The organism is Cryptosporangium sp. NPDC051539 (assembly GCF_044454545.1).
GTDB lineage: Bacteria > Actinomycetota > Actinomycetes > Mycobacteriales > Cryptosporangiaceae > Cryptosporangium.
This window is the reverse complement of record NZ_JBITDV010000009.1, coordinates 77,075-94,766: the sequence shown is the minus strand read 5'-3', so window position 1 is coordinate 94,766 and position 17,692 is coordinate 77,075. Positions and strand designations below refer to the sequence as shown.

Annotated in this window: 17 protein-coding genes; 8 read left to right on the top strand and 9 right to left on the bottom strand. The window is 69.0% G+C overall.

Annotated elements, in window-relative coordinates; genetic code table 11:
- Nucleotides 1-93: 93 nt before the first annotated feature.
- The 7 genes from ACIBZJ_RS26995 (at nucleotide 94) to ACIBZJ_RS26965 (ending at nucleotide 8,681) form a co-directional block, all read left to right on the top strand.
- On the top strand, nucleotides 94-1,305 hold the full coding sequence (locus tag ACIBZJ_RS26995; protein WP_395934293.1) for an ROK family protein: 1,212 nt from the start codon (nucleotides 94-96) through the stop codon (nucleotides 1,303-1,305).
- Nucleotides 1,306-1,331: 26 nt separating this feature from the next.
- Nucleotides 1,332-2,669 carry an ABC transporter substrate-binding protein gene (locus ACIBZJ_RS26990; RefSeq protein ID WP_395934291.1) on the top strand — a complete coding sequence of 446 codons (1,338 nt, stop codon included), beginning with the start codon at nucleotides 1,332-1,334 and terminating at the stop codon, nucleotides 2,667-2,669.
- A gap of 1 nt (nucleotide 2,670) precedes the next feature.
- Nucleotides 2,671-3,579 (top strand): carbohydrate ABC transporter permease, encoded by a 909-nt coding sequence (locus ACIBZJ_RS26985; RefSeq protein WP_395934289.1) that lies wholly within the window; start codon nucleotides 2,671-2,673, stop codon nucleotides 3,577-3,579.
- Nucleotides 3,580-3,581: 2 nt separating this feature from the next.
- Complete coding sequence (locus tag ACIBZJ_RS26980; RefSeq protein WP_395934287.1) at nucleotides 3,582-4,478, top strand: carbohydrate ABC transporter permease; 897 nt, start codon at nucleotides 3,582-3,584, stop codon at nucleotides 4,476-4,478.
- Nucleotides 4,475-5,731, top strand: a complete 1,257-nt coding sequence (locus tag ACIBZJ_RS26975) for a 6-phospho-beta-glucosidase (RefSeq protein ID WP_395934285.1) — start codon at nucleotides 4,475-4,477, stop codon at nucleotides 5,729-5,731. The genes ACIBZJ_RS26980 and ACIBZJ_RS26975 overlap by 4 nt, the downstream gene beginning before the upstream one ends.
- Before the next feature lie 68 nt (nucleotides 5,732-5,799).
- Nucleotides 5,800-6,786: an N-acetylglucosamine kinase gene (locus ACIBZJ_RS26970; protein WP_395934283.1), complete on the top strand. Its 987-nt coding sequence runs from the start codon at nucleotides 5,800-5,802 to the stop codon at nucleotides 6,784-6,786.
- A gap of 125 nt (nucleotides 6,787-6,911) precedes the next feature.
- Nucleotides 6,912-8,681 carry an FAD-dependent oxidoreductase gene (locus ACIBZJ_RS26965; RefSeq protein WP_395934281.1) on the top strand — a complete coding sequence of 590 codons (1,770 nt, stop codon included), beginning with the start codon at nucleotides 6,912-6,914 and terminating at the stop codon, nucleotides 8,679-8,681.
- 16 nt (nucleotides 8,682-8,697) lie between these two features.
- Here ACIBZJ_RS26965 and ACIBZJ_RS26960 read toward each other — a convergent pair whose 3' ends face one another.
- Nucleotides 8,698-9,486, bottom strand: a complete 789-nt coding sequence (locus ACIBZJ_RS26960; RefSeq protein ID WP_395934279.1) for an SDR family oxidoreductase — start codon at nucleotides 9,484-9,486, stop codon at nucleotides 8,698-8,700.
- Between the two features lie 36 nt (nucleotides 9,487-9,522).
- Complete coding sequence (locus ACIBZJ_RS26955) at nucleotides 9,523-9,885, bottom strand: nuclear transport factor 2 family protein (RefSeq protein WP_395934277.1); 363 nt, start codon at nucleotides 9,883-9,885, stop codon at nucleotides 9,523-9,525.
- Between the two features lie 78 nt (nucleotides 9,886-9,963).
- Here ACIBZJ_RS26955 and ACIBZJ_RS26950 point away from each other — a divergent pair, with 78 nt between their 5' ends.
- A complete protein-coding gene (locus ACIBZJ_RS26950) occupies nucleotides 9,964-10,758 on the top strand; it encodes a MerR family transcriptional regulator (RefSeq protein WP_395934275.1) in 795 nt (264 codons plus the stop codon).
- A gap of 126 nt (nucleotides 10,759-10,884) precedes the next feature.
- Here the strand turns inward: ACIBZJ_RS26950 and ACIBZJ_RS26945 are convergent, their stop codons facing one another.
- The 7 genes from ACIBZJ_RS26945 to ACIBZJ_RS26915 form a co-directional block, all read right to left on the bottom strand.
- Nucleotides 10,885-11,820, bottom strand: coding sequence for a nucleoside hydrolase (locus ACIBZJ_RS26945; protein WP_395934273.1), 936 nt, complete (start codon nucleotides 11,818-11,820; stop codon nucleotides 10,885-10,887).
- 50 nt (nucleotides 11,821-11,870) lie between these two features.
- A complete protein-coding gene (locus ACIBZJ_RS26940) occupies nucleotides 11,871-12,620 on the bottom strand; it encodes an ABC transporter permease (RefSeq protein ID WP_395934271.1) in 750 nt (249 codons plus the stop codon).
- Between the two features lie 152 nt (nucleotides 12,621-12,772).
- Nucleotides 12,773-13,927, bottom strand: a complete 1,155-nt coding sequence (locus ACIBZJ_RS26935; RefSeq protein ID WP_395934269.1) for a hypothetical protein — start codon at nucleotides 13,925-13,927, stop codon at nucleotides 12,773-12,775.
- A gap of 31 nt (nucleotides 13,928-13,958) precedes the next feature.
- Nucleotides 13,959-14,702: an ABC transporter ATP-binding protein gene (locus ACIBZJ_RS26930; RefSeq protein ID WP_395934267.1), complete on the bottom strand. Its 744-nt coding sequence runs from the start codon at nucleotides 14,700-14,702 to the stop codon at nucleotides 13,959-13,961.
- Entirely contained in the window at nucleotides 14,699-15,760 is a 1,062-nt protein-coding gene (locus ACIBZJ_RS26925) for an isopenicillin N synthase family dioxygenase (protein ID WP_395934265.1), read from the bottom strand. The genes ACIBZJ_RS26930 and ACIBZJ_RS26925 overlap by 4 nt, the downstream gene beginning before the upstream one ends.
- On the bottom strand, nucleotides 15,757-16,209 hold the full coding sequence (locus tag ACIBZJ_RS26920; protein WP_395934263.1) for a VOC family protein: 453 nt from the start codon (nucleotides 16,207-16,209) through the stop codon (nucleotides 15,757-15,759). The genes ACIBZJ_RS26925 and ACIBZJ_RS26920 overlap by 4 nt, the downstream gene beginning before the upstream one ends.
- Nucleotides 16,206-17,621, bottom strand: a complete 1,416-nt coding sequence (locus ACIBZJ_RS26915) for an FAD-binding oxidoreductase (protein ID WP_395934261.1) — start codon at nucleotides 17,619-17,621, stop codon at nucleotides 16,206-16,208. Before ACIBZJ_RS26915 ends, ACIBZJ_RS26920 begins: the two co-directional genes overlap by 4 nt.
- Nucleotides 17,622-17,692: the final 71 nt, after the last annotated feature.

Sequence of the window (17,692 nt, the reverse complement as noted above, 5' to 3'; positions counted from 1 at the left end):
CACCGATGGCACCGGCTCCGGCCTTCTTGACACCTCCCTCGGCGCGGTCCTAACTTGCCCTTTGTTTGGAAACCTTCCTAACAAGGGGTTGCAGTGGCCGATGCCTCGATACCCGGTACGCCCCGGCTGCTGCGCGCGCTGAACGACCGCGCGGCGCTTCGTCTGCTGATGGAGCACGGCCGCCTGGCCCGGACCGAGATCAGCGCGCTGGCCGGCCTCTCGAAGCCGACCGCCTCGCAGATGCTGGCCCGGCTCGAAGCCGCGGGCCTGGTACTCGCGGTGGGAACCGCGGCCGGTGGGCCGGGGCGAGCGGCCCAGCTCTACGAGGTGAACCCCGCGGCCGGGCACGCGGTCGCCTTCGACGTCACCCACTACGCGATCCAGGCGCTGATCGTGGACCTCGGCGGCCGGACAGCCGCCGAGGTCGAAATCCCTCTGCCGCGCCGGGCCAAGGACGCCCTCGCCCGCCTCGACGAGGCCTACACGCAGGTCCTGGCGGCCGCCAACCTTCAGCGCGAACACATCAGCCACGCCGTCGTCGGTGTCTCGGGCGCGTACGACCGCACCGCGGGACTGCTCCGGCACGCCACCCACCTTCCCGGCTGGCGAGCGCCGGCTCTGCGGGAGCGGCTCACCGAGTTGCTCGGCGCCGACGTGGAAATCGAGAACGACGTCAACCTGGTGGCGCTCGCCGAGCACGAGGCCGGCGCCGCCGCGGACGCCGGGACGTTCGTCCTGCTCTGGTCGGCCAGCGGGCTGGGCGCCGCGGTCGTGCTCTCCGGCGCGCTGCACCGCGGCGCCACCGGGAGCGCCGGCGAGGTGGGCTTCCTGCCGGTGCCGGGACAACCGCTGGTCCGCAACGTCACCCGGGCCACCGGCGGCTTCGACCGGGCGGCCAGCGGCCGGGCGGTTCTGGAGCTCGGCCGGCAGTTCGGCCTGCACGGAGCCACCGCCGAGACGCTGATCCGGCGGGCCGTGGCGGCCGGAGCCGAGGGGTTCCTGGACGAACTCGCCACCCGGTACGCCACCGGGCTGGCCGCGATGATCGTGGTCGTCGACCCGGAGCTGGTCGTCCTTTCCGGACCATTGCTGCAGGCCGGCGGCGAGCCGCTGCGGGTGCGCGTCGAGCGCGAAGTGGCGTCGCTCGGCATCTCCCCGGTACCGGCCGCGCTCGGCCGGATCACCACCGACCCGGTACTGGCCGGGGCTCGCCGAATGGCGCTCGCCCGGCTGCGGGACGCCGTTTTCGCTAGTACAGCTCAGGACCGGCCAGCGTCTGTCCCGGTCGCCGCGGAACCCGAATGAGGCCTTTCTAGGGACGGAGTAACCCGATGAAGCCCGTCTTCTCCTGGCACCGGAGCCGGCTCGTGACGACCGCGTTAGTGGCGGTCGGTGCGGCCGTCCTCGCGGGCTGCGCGCCCAGCTCCGGTGGCAAAGACACGCCGGCGTCGGCCGAGCAGACGATCACGTTCTGGCACGGCTGGAGCCAGCCCAGCGAGCTCAAGGCGATCAACGCGAACATTGCGGCCTTCGAGAAACTGCACCCGAACATCACGGTGAAGTCGGTCTCGAACGTCACCGACGACAAAATCCTGCAGGGCGTCCGTACGGCCAAGACGCCCGACGTCGTCTCGTCGTTCGACACCACGAAGGTCGGCGCGTTCTGCGGCGGTGCTCTGGTCGACCTGAACAAGTTCCTCCAGCGGGACAAGATCGACAAGGGCACGACGTTCGTCAAGTCGATGGCGCAGTACACGTCGTACCGGGGCAAGCAGTGCGCCTTGCCGCTGGAGGCCGACACGTTCGGGCTCTACTACAACACCGACATGTTCGCGCGGGCCGGGATCAAGACGCCGCCCAAAACCTGGTCCGAGCTCCAGGCCGACGCGGTGAAGCTGACCAAGGCCACCCCGAGCGGGTACTCCCAGCTCGGGTTCATGCCGAACTTCCACGGCTACGAGAACACCCCGGGCCACACGATGCCGCAGTGGGGCGTCCGCTACTTCGACGCGAACGGCAAGCCGACGCTCGCCACCGACCCGGCGGTCAAGCAGCACCTCCTCTCCATGCGGGCGCTCGGACAGTCCCTCGGCGGTTACCGGAAGCTCGAGGCCTACCGGAACACGTTCGGTGACGAGTTCTCCACCCAGAACGCCTTCGAGGCCGGCAAGGTGGCCATGCAGATCGACGGCGAGTGGCGCACGGCCAACCTCGAGCAGGACGGCGTCAAGTTCGGCTGGGCGACCGCCCCGCTCCCGGTTCCGGACGCCAAGCTCGCCGAGTACGGGCGCGGCTGGACGTCGGGCACGATCATCGGCATCCCGGCCAAGTCGTCCCACCAGGCCGCGGCCTGGGAGCTCGTCAAGTTCCTGACCACCGACACCGACGCGCTGGTGACCTTCGCCAACACGATCCACAACGTGCCGTCGACGTACGCCGCGCTGGCCTCGCCCAAACTGCTCGCGGACCCGAAGTTCCAGACGTTCGTCACGATCGCGAAGGACCCGCACACGGTTTCGCCGGTGGCGACCGCCGACGGCGACGCCTACCTGACGATCGTCGAGCAGTTCTCCTACAAGTGGGAGGCGGGCCAGGTCCCCGATCTGGACGCTGCCCTCAAGCAGGTGGACGCGCAGATCACGGCGTCGCTGAAGCAAGCCGGGAGCTGAGATGCGCCGGCGGTTGACGACCCTGGGCTTCCTCTCTCCGCTGCTGCTGGGTTTCCTGCTGTTCTTCGTTTATCCGCTCTGCGCCACGGTGCTCTACTCCTTCGAGCACTACGACCAGATCAACCCGCCGCAGTGGGTGGGGTTGCAGAACTGGGTGTACGTCTTCACCCAGAACGGCGACTTCTGGCCGGCCGTGCGCAACACGGTCTGGCTCGTCGTCGTGATGGTCAGCCTGCGGGTGATCTTCGGAATCGGGGTCGGGCTGCTGGTCACCCGGGTCCGGCGCGGGCGCGGGCTCTACCGGACGATCTTCTACCTGCCGTACCTGGCGCCTCCGGTCGCCGCGACCCTGGTGTTCGTCTACGTGCTCAACCCGAACGGCCCGGTCGACCGGCTGCTCCGCGCGGTGGGGCTGCCCGCGCCGTCCTGGTTCAACGACCCGAACTGGTCGAAGCCCGCGCTGGTGCTGCTGAGCCTGTGGGGGATCGGCGACCTGATGGTGATCTTCATGGCCGCGTTGCTGCAGGTTCCGGTGGAGCAGTACGAGGCCGCCCAACTCGACGGTGCCGGCGCGATCCGCCGGTTCCGGCACATCACGCTCCCCAACATCCAGCCGATCATCCTGTTCTCGTCGGTGACCGGCGTGATCGCGGCCCTGCAGTACTACACCCAGGCCTTCGTCGCGGGGCAGGTGGCCAGTGGCGTGGTCACCGGGGGCGGCACCGTGGTGGAACCGGGCTATCCGGGCGGTTCCACGCTGACGCTCCCCCAGCTCATCTACTCCTTGGGCTTCCAGCACTTCGACACCGGGGCGGCGAGCGCCATCGCCGTGGTGCTGTTCGTGGTCGCGATGGCGTGCACGTTCGTACTCGTCCGCGGCAGCGGCGGCCTCGTCTCCACGCGGAGGTAGGGATGACCACGACGATGATCGCCGCGACGGCCGCGGCCGAGGCCGGCGCCGAGGTCCCGCGACGGCAACGGCGGCGCGAGGACGCCCTGGTCTGGATCGCCACGCACGCGCTCGCGATCGGGCTGGCGCTGCTCTTCGTCCTGCCGATCGTGTTCCTGCTGCTGACGTCGGTCATGTCGGACCGGCAGGCGCTGGACGGAACGTTCTGGCCGCGGAGCTGGCAGTGGAGCAACTACGAGAACGTCTTTCGGACGCCGGGCTTCCTGATCTGGTGGCGGAATTCGCTGGTCTACGCCGGGGTGGGCACCGCGTTGACCCTGCTCTCCAGCCTGCTTCCGGCCGTCGCACTGGCAAAGTTCCGGTTCCGCGGCGCCAACCTGACGATGTTCCTGGTGATCGCCATGATGATGTTGCCGCCGCAGGTGGTGATCGTGCCGATGTACGTGATCTGGTCGCAGACCTTCGGGCTCAACGGCTCGCTGTGGCCGCTGATTATCCCGCTCGCCTTCGGCGACGCGTACTCGATCTTCCTGCTGCGGCAGTTCATTCTCACGCTGCCCGACGAGGTGCTCGACGCGGCGGCCGTCGACGGCTGCGGTGAGCTGCGCAAGGTCTGGCACGTGATCGTGCCGATGGCTCGCCCGGCCCTGGTCGCGGTGGGGCTGTTCCAGTTCTTCGCGCTCTGGAACGACTACTTCGGGCCGCAGATCTACGCGAGTGAGAACCCGGCCGCCTGGACGCTCTCCTACGGGCTGGAGACGTTCAAAAGCGCGCACCACACGAACTGGAACCTGACGATGGCGGCCACCACGCTCGTGATGCTGCCGGTCGTCATCGTCTTCTTCTTCGCCCAGAAGGCATTCGTGCAGGGCGTCACGCTGACCGGAGTTCGAGCATGAAAATCGTGGTCGTCGGCGGGGGCTCGACCTACACCCCGGAGCTGATCGACGGCATCGCCCGGCTGCGGGACACGCTCGAGGTCACCGAGCTGGTCCTCGTCGACCCGGACGTCCACCGCCGTGAGCTGCTCGAAGCCATGGCGAACCGGATGCTCGACACGATGGGCCATCCGGCCGAGGTGCACTCCGGCGACGACGTCGCCGCCGCGGCCGAGGGTGCGGCCGCGGTGCTGTTCCAGCTCCGCGTCGGCGGCCAGGCCGCACGGGCCCGGGACGAGACCTGGCCGCTGGAGTGCGGCTGCGTGGGCCAGGAGACGACCGGTGCGGGCGGCCTGGCCAAAGCGCTGCGCACGGTGCCGGTCGTGCTGGAGCTGGCCGACGAGATCCGGCGGGTCGCCCCCGAAGCGTGGCTGGTCGACTTCACCAACCCGGTCGGCATCGTCACCCGGGCGCTGCTCAACGAGGGCCATCGCGCACTGGGGCTCTGCAATGTCGCGATCGGCTTCCAGCGCTTCTTCGCCGAGGTGTTGGACGTCGCCCCGGAGCGGGTCTCGCTGGGCCACGTGGGCCTGAACCATCTCACCTGGGAGCGCGCGGTCTACCTCGACGACGAGGACGTGCTGCCCGGACTGCTGGAGACCAGGGGTGAGCTACTGGCCGAGCGCGTCCGCCAGCCGCTGGAGCTGCTTCGGCTGCTCAACGCGTTGCCCTCGTACTACCTGCGATATTTCTACGAGCACGACGCCGTCGTACGCGAGCTCAAGACCGCGACGCCGAGAGCAGAAGAAGTCGCCGCGATGGAGCGGCAACTGCTCCGCCTGTACGCCGACGAGAGCGTCGACACCAAACCCGAGCTGCTGGAGCGGCGCGGTGGCGCGTTCTACTCGGAGGCAGCGGTCGCGCTCGTGGCGTCCTTGCTCACCGACCGGGGCGACGTCCAGGTGGTCAACGTCAGAAACGACGGGACGCTGCCGTACCTGCCCGACGACATGACCATCGAGGTGCCCGCGGTGATCGGTGCCGGCGGTGCCCGGCCGCTGCCCGCCGCGCCGCTGGACGCCGGCAGCGCCGGGTTGATCGCCGGGGTCGCCGGGTACGAGCAGCTGGCTCTGGACGCCGCCTTGCGCGGCGGCCGGGACCGGGTCGTGCAGGCGCTGCTCGCCCACCCGCTGATCGGGCAGTGGGAGCTGGCCAACCCGCTGGCCGACCGGCTGATCGCGGAGAACGCTGCGTACCTGGCCTGGGCCCGGTGAACCCTTCCCCTCCCCCGAGCGGCCCGAAGGCCGACCGGCCCACCCGGCCGCCGGTCGAACGGAGTGCAATGAAAGTGCTCGTCGCGCTCGACGCGGGCAACTCCAAGACCGACGCGGCGGTGGTCCGCACCGACGGCACCGTGCTGGCGACCGTGCGCGGCGACGGCTTCCGCCCGACCGTCGACGGCCCGGACGCGGCACTGGCCGGGGTGGTGGCGACGATCCGGGCGGCGGTGGCCGCCGCCGGCGCTCCGCCGGCGGCTCTGCTGGCGGCCTATCTGGCCAACGCCGACTTCCCGGCGGAGGTGGAGCGGTACCGGGACGGGCTGAGCGCACTCGCGCTGGCCGACCGGACCGTGGTCGGCAACGACACGTTCGCGTTGCTGCGCAGCGGGGCCCGGCGGCTGGCCGGAGTGGCGGCGATCTGCGGCGCCGGAATCAACTGCCTCGGGATCGCCGAGGACGGGACGGTCTTCCGCTTCCCTGCGCTGGGCAAGCTCAGCGGGGATTGGGGCGGCGGTAGCGGGATGGCCGCCGAAGCGATGTTCGCGGCCGCCCGGGGAGAGGACGGTCGTGGCCCGGCGACCGCGCTGGCCGCCGCGATCGCCGGGCACTTCCGCACCCGCTCGGCGGTGGCGCTCGCCGAGGAGCTGCACTTCGGCCGGGTCGAGTCCGGCCGGCTGCACGAGATCGTGCCGCTGATTTTCGACGTCGCGTCGGCCGGCGACGCCACGGCGCGGGCGATCGTGGCCCGGCAGGCCGAAGAACTCGGGCTGATGGCCGGGGTCGCACTGCGGCGGCTGGCGCTCACCGAACGATCGGTCGACGTCGTGCTGGGCGGAGGTGTGCTGGCCGCCGGACACCCGCTGCTGCTCGACGACGTCCAGGCCCGGATCGAGGCGATGGCGCCCCTGGCCGCGATCCGGATCCCGGACGTCTCGCCGCTGGCCGGCGCGATCTTGCTCGGCCTGGACGAGCTGGGCGCCCCGGCCGAGGCGGAGGAACGGATCCGGGCGACCTACCGGGAGTGGTCGGCACGTCTGGTACGGGCGTGACGCGAGGCGTCTCGGCTATTGACACCGACCCCAGCGTCAGCGAACGATGTCGGACAGATGTCCGCAGAGCGGTCGGCCTGTAGACATGCCCCTCACCGGGCACTTCGACGGCGAAGGCGGAGCTGATGACGACGGACATTCCCACGGTCGAGACCGAGGTGCTGGTGATCGGGTCCGGGCCGGCCGGAGCCGCGGCTGCGCTCTTCCTGGCCACCTATGGCACCCGCGTCACGGTGCTGACCAAGTACGGGCGGCTCTCCGAAACCCCGCGAGCGCACATCACCAACCAGCGCACCATGGAGACCCTGCGAGACATGGGCCTGGAAGAGCGTCTGATGCGCGAGGCCACGCCCTGGGAGTTCATGGGCAACACCACGTTCTGCACCAGCCTCGTCGGTGCCGAGCTCGGCCGGGTCTCCTCGTGGGGCACCGACATCCGTCGCCATGCCGACTACCAGCTGGCCAGCCCCTGCACGATGCTCGACGCACCGCAGACGATCACCGAGCCGGTGCTCATGCAGGCGGCGCAAGACCGGGGCGCGCGGGTGCGGTTCGACACCGAGTACCTCTCCCACGTCCAAGACGCCGACGGCGTCACCACGCGGGTCCGCGACCGGCTGACCGGGGCGGAGTACCAGGTCCGGTCGCTCTATCTCGTCGGTGCCGACGGAGCCCGCAGCAAGGTCGCCGCCGACGCCGGCCTGCCCTTCGAAGGCCCGGGGGCGGTGGCCGGGGCGCTCAACATCATCATCGAGGCCGACCTGACCCGCTTCGTGGCCCACCGGCCGTCCGTCCTGTATTGGATGCTGCAGCCCGGAGCAGACAAGGAAGGCGTCGGTCTCGGCGTCCTGCGGATGATCAAGCCCTGGACCGAGTGGATGCTCATGTGGGGTTACGAGGTCGCCGCCGGGCCCCCGGACCTCACCGACGACTTCATCCGCCAGCTCGCCGTGCAGCTCGTCGGCACCGACGACTTCGAGATGCGGATCAAGTCGAGCTCGCCCTGGACGGTCAACCATCAGTTCGCCACCCGGCTGGCCACCGGGCGCGTGTTCTGCGCCGGGGACGCCGTCCACCGGCACCCCCCGACGAACGGCCTGGGTTCCAACACATCCATCCAGGACGCGTACAACCTGGCCTGGAAGCTGCACCACGTCGTCCGCGGGCTGGCCCAGCCGTCGCTCCTGGACTCCTACGACGCCGAGCGGGCTCCGATCGCCCGGCAGGTCGTCGAGCGGGCCAACCAGAGCATCGCCGACACCGGCCGGATCATCGCGGCGCTCGACGTGGACGACACCAGCAACGTCGAGCGGCTGGAGCAGCAGCTCGCGCTGCGGGAGGCGCCGGGCCCGGACGGGGAGAAGATCCGGACGGCACTGCGGGAAGCGATCGCCTACAAGTCGTACGAGTTCAACGCCCACGGCGTCGAGCACAACCAGCGCTACGCGTCGGGGGCCGTCATCCCGGACGGCACGCCCATGCCCGACTACGACGGCGACCCCGAGCTGTACGCGCAACCGACCACGTGGCCCGGGGCCAAGCTCCCGCACACCTGGGTGACCCGCGCCGGGCATCGGATCTCGACCCTCGACCTGGCCGGCGGCGGCGAATTCAGCCTGTGGACCGGTATCGGCGGTCAGGACTGGGTGGACGCGGCCGCGGCGCTGTCGGCGAGCCTCGGCGTAGCGATCCGGGCCGTGGTCGTCGGCCCGGGCCAGGCGATCGAGGACCCGTACGGCACCTGGGCGGACTTGCGAGAAATCCACGACGGCGGGGTGCTCCTCGTCCGCCCCGACCTGTACGTCGCGGCGCGCCACGTCCACGCCCCGGACGACCCACGGGCCGCCGCCACGTTCCTGACCGACGCCCTGGAGCGTGTGCTGGGAACGCGCTAGTCGTCCGTCGGCGGGCTCAGACGGTCGGGACCGTTCCGCCGTCGATCACGTACTCGGCGCCCACGATGGCCGAGGCGCGGTCCGAGACCAGGAACCCGACCAGGTCGGCGATCTCCTCGGGGTCGGCAAACCGTCCCAGGGGAACGCCTCCGAGGGAGTCGAAGATGCTCTGCTTGGCTTGTTCTCGGCTGATCCCGTTGCCCTCGGCGATCCGGTCCACGAACCTCTCGTAGGCCTGCGTCTCGATCCCGCCGGGGCTGATCGCGTTGACGCGGACGCCGCGCGGGGCGAGCTCGTTGGCGAGCCCCTTGCTGTAGGTGCGCAACGCGGCTTTTGCTGCCGCGTAGGCCAGGGTCGCGTCGTACTGAGGAAGTTCACGCTGGATCGAGGTGAAGTGCAGCACGACCGCCGACCCGGACTCGATCATCGCCGGGAGGAGAGCTCGATCGAGGCGCACCGCTCCGAGGAGGTTGAGGTTCAGCTCGATCATCCACTGCTCGTCGGTGATGACCGCGAACCCACCGGACGGCGTCGAGGCACCTCCGACGACGTGCACCAGGATGTCCAGTGCGCCGCCGGTCTCGGCGATCCGGTCGGCCACCGCCTTCGTGCCCTCGACCGTCGAGGTGTCGGCCTCGATGAACCGGTCGGGGTGCGCGTACCCCTCGGGCATCGTCCGCGCCGTCACGTAGACGTCGGCGCCCATCTCCCGCAGTCTCTCGACGACGGCCTTGCCCGAGCCCTTCGACCCGCCCGTGACCAGCGCACGGCGACCGTCGAGACGATCGCGATCTGAAGTAGGCATTCGCTCTCCTCTGAAGAGTGACGTAGTGCGGTTCGGTCAGGCTTCGTGGTTGGCGATGACGAGTTCGCTGACGGCGTCCTCACGGAGCGTGAACCGGTAGTCGAGCTCGGCGACGCCGCCCGGGAAGGTCCCCTCGAGCCGCAGGGTCACCACCCAGTGGTCGTCGTCGATCCGAGCGGCACCGATCTGCTCGGTCGTGTACTCGAACTCGGAGCCGGCGTCCCGCAGGAACGCGTGGATCTGCTCCCGGCCGCGGAAGGACTCGCCCTGGTCGACGGCCACCGCGTCCTCGGCGAAGAACGACGATGCCGTGTCGGCGTCGCGGACGACGTGAGCAGCGAGGAAACTGCGGACGGTGGTCGGGAGCGAATCGGACCGGAGGTCGTTGTCGTGTGTCATGAGCCCACCGTGTGGCCTCGCGACCCGGGAGGGTCAAGCGGTGGACTCTCCCCCGGGGGGAGAGTCGACACTGCGGGGATGCTGACGATCGGGGAGTTCTCGCGCCTGACCCACCTGAGCGTGCGGACCTTGCGCCGGTACCACGAGGGCGCCCTGCTGGAACCCGCCGTGGTGGACGAGACCTCCGGCTACCGCTACTACGCCGTCGAGCAGATCCCGACCGCGCAGGTCATCAACCGGCTCCGCGAACTCGACGTCCCCCTGGGTGACGTGCAGCGGATCCTGCGGTCCCCCGACCCCGGTGTCCGCGCGACCCTGGTCGCCGACCACCTCCAACGCTTGGAGGCCGAGCTCGACCGCACCCGGGTCGCGGTCGCGTCGCTGCGCCGCCTGCTCCGGCCCGACCCCGCGCCGATCGTGGTGGAGCTCCGCGCCGAGCCCGCCCGGACGGTCGCGGCGGTGGCGGCCGTGGTCGACGAGGGCGAGGTCGAGGCCTGGTTCGCGGGCGCGATGGCCGAGTTGGAGGTGGCCGTCGGCGACGCGGTGACCGGTCCACCGGGTGGCACCTACGACAACTCCCTGTTCGAGCAGGGCCGCGGTCACGTGTTGGTCTACCTGCCGACGGCCGCTCCACCTCGTACCGGGCGCGTGCACGCCGCGACCCTGCCCGCCGCGGAACTGGCGGTGACCACCCACGTCGGCGAGCACGAAGGCATCGAGGTCACCTACGGTGAGCTCGGTACCTGGGTCGTGAAGAACGCGATGTCAGTGGCGGGGCCCGTGCGGGAGGTCTACCTCGTCGGGCCCCGGGACGCGAGCGATCCGGCCGCGTGGCGCACCGAGATCGGGTGGCCGGTGTTCCGAGTGACCTGAGCGGACCGGCGGTTCGAGAACTTCGCCACGATCACGACGTTCACTGGCGCGGAGCGCGCAGGAGCGCAGCGTCAGCGGCACCTCGCCGAAACGCCGGTCGAGACGACAAGAGGGATCGCGACGACGTCACAAGGTGAGCAGCAGTCCGAGCGCGTAGGCGCGAATGGACTCGGAGTCGACTCCGGCGGCCACTGAACAGTTCGGACTTCGGCTCGCCGGGCCTTCGAGACGATCCACGACAGCCACGCCTCGCCCGAGCTGGTCGTGAGTGACGATGTCCACGTACACCTCCTTCCACTCCAGAAGGTCTGGTCTGACGGCTGCCGCAACGGCCACCGGATCGTGCATCGAACAGGAGTCGCCCGTGTCCGGATCGCCGGGGTACTCCGTCGCCAGTCGTTCGATCCAGGCCTGCGCGCACGTGCCGGCGTAGGCGGCAAACCGGCCGCCACGGTTCTGCAGCATCGTGGCGTCCGCGCGTGACAACGGCACCTGCGTGGTGACGTCGAGACCGACGAGGCGCAGCTTGGCCCCGCTGCGCAACACGACTTTGGCGGCCTCCGGATCCAGCCAGAAGTTGAACTCGCTCGGCAGCGACCCCCAGCTGAGATTCCGGAAATACGTCCCGCCCATCACCACGATCTCTTTGACGGCAGCGGCGAATCCGGGCTCGATGGTGATCGCCACCGCGAGGTTGGTCAGCGGACCGATGGCGATGACCGTGATCTCACCGGGAGATTCCACGACCCGGCGAGCAATCTCCGCGGCGGCATACCCGGTGGTGACTCCGTCTTCGTCCCGACCGGCCGGGACCGAGGGTCGACGAGGCACGGGGTCGCACAGTGCCGACAAGCCACCCTTGAACACAGGAACATCGTGGACGTCGAGCCGCTCGAACAGATCGAGCACCAGAGAGGCGGCGCTCGCAGCATCGACATTGCCGCTGACGGTCGTGACCGCCTGCAGGTCGAGTCGCGGTTCGGCGACCACCATGGCCAAGGCCAGGCCGTCGTCGATCTCCGATCCGGGCGCGCCCAGCGACAGATCGGTGTCGACGATCACTCGCAGCGGACCGGGGTCACCACTGGACGACTCCACAACGCCTCCGTTCTCTACTTGGTGGTTGGCGAATACCACTTGCCCGTGACCAGGGTTTGCAGGGCGGACAGCACCACGAACATGGCGACGCCCAGCAACGCCGCGAGGATGACGTCGCCGTAAAGCTGCGGGGTGAGGAGCTGGTTGCTGTAGGCCTGCAGGAGCACTCCCAGCCCGGCCTCACCGCGCTGGAAGAAGAAGTCGCCGACCACCGCGCCGACCACCGCGGCGCCTCCCGATATCCGCAATCCGGTGAAGATCGACGGGAGCGCCGCCGGAAACTGCAACATCAACAGTCGTCTCACCCGCCCGACCTTCATCAACGTGAAGAGCTCGTGCATACCCCGGTCGGCCGATTTCAGCCCGAAGAGCGTGTTGGTGATGATCGGGAACAACGCGATCAGCACACAGACGATGACTCTGCTCGTGAAGCCGAAACCGACGAGAAGTCCCAACAACGGAGCAATCGCCAGTACCGGGATGACCTGAAGGAGAATCGCATACGGATAAAACGAGTCCTCCAGCCATTCGGCCAGGCTCATCACCACGGCGAACGCCGTGCCGACGACCGTGGCGACGAGCAGGCCGCAGAGGGACACCTTGGTTGTCACCCACAGCCCGAGCAGCAACTCGTCCCGGCTGGCCGCGTTCGCGAAACTCTCCTGCCAGACGGCGTGCGGTGTCGGCACCAGGAAACGGCGGCTGGGTGACATCAGCACGTCGGCGAGGAGGTACCAGGCGCCGATGAAGAGCAGAAACACCACGGCCGGGGCGACGACTCGCCGAATGCGTCTCCGGCCTGCCCCGGCAGGCGCGCCAGGTGGGCGATGCTCCGGCGCAGATGCCGGCCCGACGCCGGGCACCTGACCCTCGGGACCTGGTGTCACCGGGGCCTCCGCGGTCGGCTGCGGTGCCGTCACTGGTTGAAACCGATGCTCGGGTCGAGGAACTTGTTAGTGAACAACGTCTCCGGCTTGACCGCCGGGTCGAAGTTCGCGGTCCCCTTGAAGACCGGAGTCACGGTCTTGACCATGTCCTGAACCCGCGCGGAGTCGAACAGGCCGAACGTCGACGATCCTGTGGAGTTGGCCACCAGGCCCTTCGAGCTCATCACGTCGGCGGCGAACTTCTCCGAGCCGATCGTGACGGGCGTCGGGTTCTTGAGCTGGGCGGAGAGATCGGCGATCACGGTGTTCACCGCGTCCGGACTCTTGAAGTAGTCGACCATCGACTGCTGCATCAGCGGCACCAGCTTGGTGAGGCAGGCTGCCTTGCTCGTGAGATTCGCCGGGGTGACGGCGAAGTCGTTCTGGTAGTTGGGGTAGCCCTGATCAGCCAGCAGGAGCACGTCGACCGGCTTCTTCCAGAACGAGGAGTGCTCGTAGGCGTACGGCTCCTCCGTCGCGAAGGCCTGCTGCGCGATCTTGCCGTTGGCCGCGACGAACTGGGCCGGACTGTATTTGTAGCTGGAGTCGATCTGGCTCTTGTCCAGCTTCCCGAGCCCGACCAGTGCCGCGATCGAGGTCTGTCCGGCGGCCGCCAGCACGGTGGTGCGCGAGTCCTTGACGTCCTGCAATGACGTGAAGCTCACGGCGTCGGGGTTGTACATGAGCCCGAGGGGCGACTTCTCGAACGGCGCGACGACGCCCACCGTCGGGAACTTCTTCGCCTGGGCGATCGCCTCGTCGAGGCTCACGTCGCCGAGCAGGATGTCGGGATCGGTGTACATCAGCGAGGAGACTTGCTGATAGCTCACGAGGGGCCCACCGCCGATGATCTCGATCTTCTGGCCGGGATCGGCCAGAGCCGTGCTGGTGTAGCTGGCCGCCTTGGAGTCGAGCTTCCCGTTCGGTGCGAGCAGACCGAAGACCATTGCGTACGGGTCCGGCTGGGGGTACCAGCCCAGCTGGATCTTGATCGTCGACGGGCAGACACTCGTCAGGCGCCCGGGTGTGCCGGTGGCCGTGGTGGTGCCGGACGACGTGGACGACGAGTCGCTGCCGCCACAGCCGGCCGTGACCAGCACCAGGCCAACGGCTAACGCGAGCGCCTGGATGTGCTTGATCTTCATCTGATTCCTTCTCGGTTGACGGCGGAGTGATCTAGTTCCGAAGCGCGTCGGATACGGCGGCGGCGACTCGGTTGAATGCCGGGTCGAAGCGAAGAGTCGATGACCGCGGGTAGTCGAAGCCGACAGGAATGTCCGCCACGATGCGTCCGGGCCTGCTCGACAGGACGATCACGCGAGTGGAGAGAAAGGTGGCTTCGGGCACGGAGTGGGTGACGAAGATCCCGGCGAATCCCTTCACTTGGAAGAGTCGGAGAACCTCGTCGTTCAACCGCTCCCTGGTCATTTCGTCGAGCGCCCCGAAGGGTTCGTCGAAAAGGAACAGGTCCGGGTCGAGCGTCAGCGCTCTCGCGAGAGAAACGCGCATCTTCATTCCACCGGACAGCGTCCGTGGGTAGGAGTCCTCGAAACCACGCAGTCCGACGGTCTGGATAGCGGCGGAGACCAGTTCGTGCCGCTCTCGGCGTGCCACCCGGCGCAGCTGTGGCAGGAGGCCGACGTTGTCGGCGACTGTCCGCCACGGGAGCAGCGTGGCGTCCTGGAAGACGTAGCCGAGCTCCCTGCTGCCGTTCCGCACGAGGCCGGAGGTGGGCCGGACCAGCCCGGCAGCGAGCCGCAGCAGGGTCGACTTGCCGCAACCCGACGGCCCCACCAGCGACACGAACTCACCGCGGCGGACGCCCAGGTCGACGGCGGACAGCGCCCGGGTCCCGTCGGGAAAGACCACGTCCACGCCCTCGAAGGCCACTGCCGTCGACGCCTCGACGTCGGCGATCACCCTGCGCTCCGGGCCGCGAGCACACGATTGGCCTCACGGTCCGCGTTCGCCGGTTTCTTGCCCAGCTCGATGCCGGCGATCTTCGCCTTGATGTTCTCCTCGACGGTGATCGGTGGGTACAGCTCCTCGCCGTCGGTGACGAATGTTGCGATGGGCTCGATGACACCGTCGTAGTTGCCGTCGAGGAAGAAGGCCGCCGAGCGGCGGCGCTGTACCCGCCCCTGCACGATCGGCGGGTTCACCCGATGGATGGTCGACAGCCACTGGTCATTGGTCCAGCGCGCCATGGCGTCGCCCAGGTTGACCAGGAAGGCTCCCGGGTCGGGCATCACGTCGTGCCAGGTTCCCTCCTTGTCGAGGATCTGGAGTCCGGCGACGCGATCGGCCCACAGGACGGTCAGGATGCCGAAGTCCGTGTGTGCGCCCATGCCGATCAGCTCTTCGGCGACGTCGAACGACATCTCCGGAAGGGCGTAATTGTTCATCTTCAGCGTGTCGATGGAGTGGTCGATGAGCGACTCGAAGAACGGGCGTCCCACGCCCAGCGCGTCGGCGAAGGCCCAGAGGATCGCGCGGGAGACGGCCGTGACCGCCTCGTTGTACCGCGCCACCGCCGCCGGGAAGCTCGGCGCCTCGGCCGGCCACAGGTTACGCGGATACGTTCCCTCGGGCAGGTCCAGATGCGGGTAGTCGTCCACCTCCCGCCCGATCGTGAACGCCTCGTAGAAGTCGTTCCTCATGTTGGCGGGCGGGATGCCGAGGCTCATGCTGAGCGACGCCGACTTCGGCGGGGTGTAGCCACGATTCGATCCGGACGGCCCGCGGTACCGGGCCTTCGTCACGTCGTCCAGCGCGAAGAACTCGTCCAGCGCGGAGGCGAAGCCGTCGATGGTCGCGTGATCGACACCGTGGCCGACGATCTGGATGAAGCCCACCTCCCGGCAGGCTCGGTCGAGTTGGGCGGCGACGGCGACTCGCCGGGCCGCGTTCGCGTCGCTCGGATCCTCCAGGTACGGAGAGACGTCAACGGTCGGGACGGCAAATACGTTGTTCGTCACGAGGTGGTCCCTTCTGGGCCGCGGACGGCCTCGGTTTCAGGTGCAGCGGGGCGGGTGACATCGGGGCTGCCGTCCTCGTAGCGGATGAGCTGAAGCGCGGTTCCGGCGCGGCTCCGCACTACAGCGGCGGACGCCATCGCTGCGGGGATCCGGATCAGTCCGATCTCGCCGAGGCAGCCGGCGCCGATCGCCGCCGCGGCGGCGACCTCGACGTCGGTGACCTCGAAGGCGACGTGCGCCAGCGAGCCGTCCGGCGTCACCGTCTCGATCAACTCGAGCTTCATCCCGAGGGAGTCGCGGAGCATCACGATCCGCTTCCCGGTCTGCACGTGGACGCCCCACCTGAGCTCGGTGAGGCCGAACGTCCGGGTCATCAGGGCGACGTCGGCCTCGATGCCGGTCGTCTCGACGGCGACGTGGTCGAGGACGGCGCCGCGGTGACCGGTCATGACCGGAGCTGCTCGGGGGCGACGGACCGGACCTCTGATTCCGACTCGCCCCGCCAGGTACGGTCGACGTAGAAGCTGGTGGCGAGCTTGCCCGGGTTGAGGATCCCGTAGGGGTCGCACGTGGCCTTGAGCGCGAGCATCCGGGCGATGTCACCGACGAACCCGCCCTCTTCGACCACGTAGCTGTGCGGGTTGAGAACCCTCACGCCGATCGACCGGCAGTAGGTCATCAGCTCGTCGAGGGCAGCTCCGTGGTCGGGCATGTCCAGCAGGATGTCGACGCCCCAGGCGCGCACCGCGCCGCCGGGATGGGTGGCGAACTCCAGGTGGACCTTGTAAGTGTCGGGGTACCTCTCGGCGATCGCCTCGACCTGCCGGACCAAAGCGTCCGGATCGGAGGCGGTGTAGGCGGCCTGCATCCACGACGAGTGGGGGTAGACACGACGAATCCAAATCACGGCGTGGCTGAAGGAGAAGTGGACGATCTCTTTGACCGCCTCCGGAGCATCGCGGAGGTGGCCGCCGTGGGCGGCGACGAGCGTCGCCAGCGCCTCGCGCCCGGCCGGATCGGCCCAGAGCAGCGCTACGGCGTTCTCGGCCGGGAAAAGGTCGGCGATCCCGGTCATCGTCGCTCCGAGCGGCGCCGAATGAATCGAGGCGAGACGGAGATGGATGTCCGTGCTCGCGGTGGCGCGCCAGCCGAAGCGGACGCAATCGGCGAGGTTCTCGAAGTCGATCACGTACTGGCCGTACTCGTGCGCCGGTACCGTCCGCAGCTCGACTCGGGTGATGACGCCGACGGTGCCGTAGAGATGCAGGACGTTGTTCACCTCCTCGCCGACCAGCCTGATCACTCGCGGCTCCTCCTCGACGGTGAGTAGTTCCACCGACAGGACGTTGCCGTCCCAGAGGTTGCCGTTGGTGACCTGGCCCGGGCCTCCCGAACCACCCGAGACGAAGCCCGCCACGGTGGCGATGCGGTACGTGCTGGGCATCACTGCGAGTTCCCGGCCGGCCTGGCGCGCGGCCTGCTCCATCTCGGTGACCTTCGTGCCGGCTAGAGCGACGACGCTGTGGTCCGTCACGTTCTCGACCCCCGCCACCTTGCGTACGTCGACCACGAGACCGTCGCGCAGCGGGAGCGACTGCCCGTAGTTGCCGGTTCCGGCGCCACGCATCGTCAACGGCATCCGGTGCCGGGCGGCGATGGCGACGACCTTGGTCAGCTCCTCGACCGAGTGCGGGATCGCGATGGCTTCGACGGTGGTGTCGGCGAACTCGCTCTCCAGGACGGGGCTGTACCAGGAGAAGTCCCGGAGGTACTTGGTGACGCGGGGACCGGCCGGGATGACTCGGTCGGAGCCGAGCAACCCGACGAGCCCTTCAACGGCCCGGGGATGAGTTGTGGGCATGGCTGAACTCCTTCGGAGGCGCGGCAGGCTTCGGGCGCGCGAGCGTGCGCGAAAGTTCGTGCTGGCCGAGC

Excerpts from the sequence above, each read along its gene's own strand:
- ACIBZJ_RS26960 (WP_395934279.1), bottom strand. The coding sequence starts at position 9,486 with ATGCCTACTTCAGATCGCGATCGTCTCGACGGTCGCCGTGCGCTGGTC.
- ACIBZJ_RS26915 (WP_395934261.1), bottom strand. The coding sequence starts at position 17,621 with ATGCCCACAACTCATCCCCGGGCCGTTGAAGGGCTCGTCGGGTTGCTC.
- ACIBZJ_RS26950 (WP_395934275.1), top strand. The coding sequence starts at position 9,964 with ATGCTGACGATCGGGGAGTTCTCGCGCCTGACCCACCTGAGCGTGCGG.
- ACIBZJ_RS26965 (WP_395934281.1), top strand. The coding sequence starts at position 6,912 with ATGACGACGGACATTCCCACGGTCGAGACCGAGGTGCTGGTGATCGGG.
- ACIBZJ_RS26955 (WP_395934277.1), bottom strand. The coding sequence starts at position 9,885 with ATGACACACGACAACGACCTCCGGTCCGATTCGCTCCCGACCACCGTC.
- ACIBZJ_RS26920 (WP_395934263.1), bottom strand. The coding sequence starts at position 16,209 with ATGACCGGTCACCGCGGCGCCGTCCTCGACCACGTCGCCGTCGAGACG.
- ACIBZJ_RS26975 (WP_395934285.1), top strand. The coding sequence starts at position 4,475 with ATGAAAATCGTGGTCGTCGGCGGGGGCTCGACCTACACCCCGGAGCTG.
- ACIBZJ_RS26985 (WP_395934289.1), top strand. The coding sequence starts at position 2,671 with ATGCGCCGGCGGTTGACGACCCTGGGCTTCCTCTCTCCGCTGCTGCTG.
- ACIBZJ_RS26980 (WP_395934287.1), top strand. The coding sequence starts at position 3,582 with ATGACCACGACGATGATCGCCGCGACGGCCGCGGCCGAGGCCGGCGCC.
- ACIBZJ_RS26970 (WP_395934283.1), top strand. The coding sequence starts at position 5,800 with ATGAAAGTGCTCGTCGCGCTCGACGCGGGCAACTCCAAGACCGACGCG.
- ACIBZJ_RS26935 (WP_395934269.1), bottom strand. The coding sequence starts at position 13,927 with ATGAAGATCAAGCACATCCAGGCGCTCGCGTTAGCCGTTGGCCTGGTG.
- ACIBZJ_RS26990 (WP_395934291.1), top strand. The coding sequence starts at position 1,332 with ATGAAGCCCGTCTTCTCCTGGCACCGGAGCCGGCTCGTGACGACCGCG.